Genomic DNA, 5112 nt, shown 5'->3' on the forward strand with positions numbered 1-5112 from the left:
AAATGAATCATTATGATAACGATAATGTCATTTACCATAAAGATATATCACTATATAATTATCTTAACATTTTAAATAGTCTAAATTCCCCTATTTATATAGGTTTAATTCCGCTATCCTAAAATGAAATTTTTGTTAGAGGTGATGCAATCGATGAAAAAAAGAACTAGATCGTTTAATGTAGGAACTTCAACTTGTATTTTTGCTTCAGCTTTATTAGTCCTAAATTCCCAATTTACTTTTGATCCTAAAATCGGTAGGGCTCAAGAGACTAATCCAGATGATGCCATGACACGCGTTATAGTTGAAATGGAAGATACCCCTGCGATTCAAATTATGCAGAAATCAGATCATATAGGATCTTTATCCAGGACAACAGAAAGAAAGTTAAAAGATCAAATTGAAAGTTTAAAACAGTCACATGGGAAAGTGTTAGACGAAATAAAGGAAAAAATGATTCCATTCAAAAAGACTAACGACTATACTTTCACATTCAATGGAGTTTCATTACAAGTACCTAAAAACAAAGTTGATAAATTGCGTACGCTTCCTGGAGTAAAAGCGGTCTATCAGGATCAACAATATCACTCAGACTTAACCAATAGTGTCCCATTGATTGGTGCTCCCGATGTTTGGTCTAAGCACGACCAAAATAATCAAGAAGTTACTGGAAAAGGTGTCACAGTCGCTGTGATTGATACAGGTGTAGACTATGATCATCCTGATCTTGGTGGAGCGTTTGGTCCAGGGCATAAAGTAGTTGGTGGATATGATTTTGTCAACAATGATAATGATCCTATGGATGACTATGGACATGGTACCCATGTCGCAGGCATCATTGCTGCGCATGGAAAATTGACAGGTGTGGCTCCTGACGCCTCGATCACAGCCTATAAGGTTTTAGATAATAACGGATCAGGAACTACATCTAATATTATTGCAGGAATTGAAGCGGCCATTTCACCGGACAATCCATTTCCGGCTGATGTCATTAATATGAGCTTAAGTGGACCTGGTGATGGAAATGATCCAATCTCACAAGCTGCTCAAAATGCTGTTGATGCCGGTGTGGTTGTCGTCGCTGCAGCAGGGAATGCAGGACCTGGATATGGTACTATTGGTGCCCCAGCAATGGCTGAAGGTGTACTTGCTGTCGGTGCAAGTGTAAGTGGTATCAAAGTACCTGACGCGAAGATTGTAGCACCAATTGACGAGAATTTATCCGTAACTCGCCTTGGGTTTACAGCTAATCCTCCTGAAACAGCAATTACCAGCGATTTGATAGATGTTGGAAATGGTGGAGTTGAAAATTATAACGGGTTAGATGTAAAAGGAAAAATTGTCCTAATTCAATTACCTTTAGGTTCAGATGGGCGTACAGAGGCAATTACTGCACAAGATAAAGGGGCAGCCGCTGCGATCTTTTTCGAGCCCGAGCAAGTTGGACCTGTTTTTAAATTAGGGGATACACTTCCAAGTCAATATACATCCAACTCTTATGAAGATTTACAAACACAACATCAATTCATGACAGGTTCTACTGAAGACGGCCAGTTAGAATCGTTAGTTTCTATGAAAATTAATGGAACAAAAGCTGGGGAATTAAAGACTTATTTGGCAAAAGGACCTGTTAAGATTACGATTTCAGGCAAAGACATAACGGATAAGATTGCAAATTTTAGTTCGCGCGGTAATTCTGAATTACGAGCTAAACCTGATTTAGTAGCTCCAGGCGTCGAAATTAATTCGACCTACATTAAGACAGATAGTAATGATTCAGGTTATACAAGATTAAGCGGGACAAGCATGGCTGCTCCTCATGTGGCGGGTGCAGCTGCACTTCTGAAACAACTTAAGCCGTCATGGAATGCTAGTGAAATTTCAGGCGCATTAAAAGAGACTGCTAAGCCACTAGCATCATATGATGTGCTTACCCAAGGGACAGGAAGACTTGATGTAAAGGCGGCAGCGGAAACCAATGTAATAGCCTCTCCTAATGTATTAAATTTAGGTTTAGCTGATTTAAAAGACTCGGAGATTAATAGAAACGCATCATTTACTCTAAATAATCCAGGAGATGTACCCGTTGATATGGATTTCTCCATTAAAGAGGATACAAAATCCGGAGCTAAAGTAACTGTGAACTCTTCACATATTCATATTAATCCAGGTCAACAGGTAAATGTTGGGTTGAATATTAATTTGAAACGTCCGGATCAAGATACGAATATCTCAGGTTGGGTAGAAGGTAATATCCAATCTGCAAAAGGATCGCAGCATATACGCGTACCATACAAGTTAATTGCAAGACATTTCAAAATTACTGCATCTCCTGATCCAGTTGGATCAACTGTAGAAAACACAACAGCATATATTTACAGCCCGGTTAATCTGACACAAGCTCCTAAAGTCACAGTACATCCTCCAAGTGGGAAAACAATTGAAGTGACAGCTGTATTAGATCATGAACGTTGGTGGAAAGCGAATGTTCCAACAAATGAAGTAGGAATATATCGGATTGATGCAAGTACGATTGTCAAAAATTCTACAAATGATAATTCAACAATAATAGGTTCTAGCTTTTTGGAAAAATTACCAAAGGAAAATGAAAACGCTTCAACCTGGAATTCTATTGGGCCATACTCTAATGCAGGACTGATGAATATAGATTTGAAAAATGCTAAGAACATGACAGTTTTACCTTCATCTACTCTATCTTTATTCCATACTGAAGATAAGGCAGAAACTTGGCATGAGTATCGAAATTTCCCTGTAGCTGGAGGAGTAGCAACTAATCTAGTGGTTGATCCAACAGATGAAAAAAATATATATGTGGCAATTAATTCAAAATACAATGATCTAACTTATACTGGTAAAATAGTAGCCAGCCAAGACGGAGGAAATTCATGGAAGACATTATCTTTTCCGGATATAGAAATATCTGATTTACAAATTGATAATAGTGGGCAAAAGTTGATTGCTATTTCAAGGAATGAAGTATATGTCAGCACGGACAGAGGATTAAATTGGGTGCAGCTACCTGGTTGGTGGGGAATGCTTACTAAAGCTAAACTACTAAATAACAACTTATATATTTCAGCAGGTTATGAAGGGCTTTACGTATTTAAAGATGTATTCTCTGGTTCAGCTACATCTGAACTATTGTATCAGCCACCATTTCCTTATAGAACTACAAAAGAGATTGTAGGAGATGGAAATCTCTTAGTTACTAGTACTTTCGGTGGTGGATTGTATGCTTCATATAATAATGGGAAAGATTGGAAGGAACTAACACACTCCGATCTACCATTTAATAATGTATCTCGTTTAGAAATTCTTGAGGGTGATATTTATGTAGGGACAGCCTATGATGGAATATTGGTTAGTCACGATAAAGGAAAAACTTGGGAAACATGGAAAAAACCTCTTCCTGGGTATAACTCATTCGAAATCGATTTTGAGTTAGGTGGTAAATCTTCTCCTAAAGGTATCCGACCAATTTATGTATCTTCTGAACAAGCAGGGATATATGGAACTCAGGATAAAGGTGAATCATATAAACGAATCGGTATTCCTGGGGCAACGGTTTATGACTTGGCTATTACGCGGAATTCTAAAGGATATCAGTTACTTGCTGGAACTGACTCCAACACATACATGACAGCATTACCACTTCAAAACAAGATTGATTCAGAATGGGGTGCTGCGGAAGGTGAAGGTAGATTTGGAGAGCAAGTGTTTAAAATTGCTACTTCTCCAACAGAATCGAATGTAGTTTACAAAATACGCTATAGTGCGATTGGGACTATGAATGTATATCAAAGTAAAGATGGCGGAGAAAAATGGGATCAAAAATTTGTAGATAGTGGAGTCCCAACTGCTATGCTGATTAACCCGGCCGACTCCAAGCAAATCGTTATTTCTTATACAATTCCAGGAACTAATGAATTAGGAATCTATATTAGTAAAGACGCTGGAGAGACTTGGAAAAAGATTAAGCAAGAACACAAATTTACAGCTTTAACATCCGCTGATCCTCATGATTCAAACAGGATTTGGGCAGGTGGAAACGATGGTCTATTCTTGTCTAAAGATATGGGTCAGACATTCGAAAAAATTCAAAACGTTCCTGTAAGCAGTATTGCAATTGATTCACACAATCCAAGCCATCTAATACTCGGAGGAAACCATCTATATATTAGTAGTGACGGTGGAAAAACTTTAGAAATGGCAAAAGGTGCTGGTACTGCTGAACTCAACATGTATGTAAATGATATTATCGTTTCACCTACTCACCATAATATTGTTTATGCAGCCTCAGGTTCTTTTTATGAATCAGGACTACTTAAAGGAGGTCGAGGTGTGTTAAAAAGTGTGGATGGAGGAAAAACTTGGACAAATCTTTCCAGGGATCTCGAAAATAGAGATGCTATATCACTTCAACTTTCTCCGGACGAGGAATACTTGTTTGTCGGCACACAAGGTGGCAGTGTTCAGCGATTAAAATTACCTAAAAATCAACATTAGAAACTACATTAAAAAACATTCCCCATTCTTCTTAATGAAGTGGGGAATGTTTATTTGTATAAGCTGTTAGGAATATATTAATGAATCTTCAGTATCCATTACATAAAGACTTTTTTCATTCACATGTGAAAGCAACACGTCTATAAAATTTCTAGCTGCAGCGCCAATATACTTTTCTTTGTGATGTATAATAGCAACTTCCTTACTAATTATAGGATTTACTATTTTAATAACTTTAAGTGAATCAGTATTCGCCGAAGCGAGAAGAGTATTGGGAAGTATAGTAGCTCCAATACCTGCTTTCACAATACTCAAAATAGAATGAGCATCATTTAATTCTATGATTGGCTGAATGTCAAATCCTTTAGACGTAGCGACTCCATCAATAAATCTTCGGCAACTGTAGTTATTTGGACATAAAACAAGTGGAATGTCTTTGATTTCTTCAAATTCAACAATATCCCTTTTTGCCCAATGATGATCAAAAGAAACTGCTAAATATAATTCTTCATTATATAAAGGGATACTTTTTAACTGTTCATTCTCTAAAGGTAAGAGTGTCAAAGCTATGTCGATTTCATTTTG

The 5112-nt window shown here is 37.3% G+C and carries 2 protein-coding genes; one reads left to right on the forward strand and one right to left on the reverse strand.

Going from position 1 to position 5112, the window contains the following annotated elements; genetic code table 11:
* Positions 1-153: 153 nt before the first annotated feature.
* Positions 154-4527, forward strand: a complete 4374-nt coding sequence (locus tag CN514_RS04555; RefSeq protein WP_176525791.1) for a S8 family serine peptidase — start codon at positions 154-156, stop codon at positions 4525-4527.
* A 66-nt stretch (positions 4528-4593) separates the two neighbouring features.
* Here the strand turns inward: CN514_RS04555 and CN514_RS04560 are convergent.
* On the reverse strand, positions 4594-5112 hold a 519-nt coding region (locus CN514_RS04560; RefSeq protein WP_141529297.1), incomplete at its 5' end, for a LysR family transcriptional regulator substrate-binding protein.

This window comes from Bacillus sp. AFS001701, from assembly GCF_002559405.1.
Classification (GTDB): Bacteria; Bacillota; Bacilli; order Bacillales; family Bacillaceae_G; genus Gottfriedia.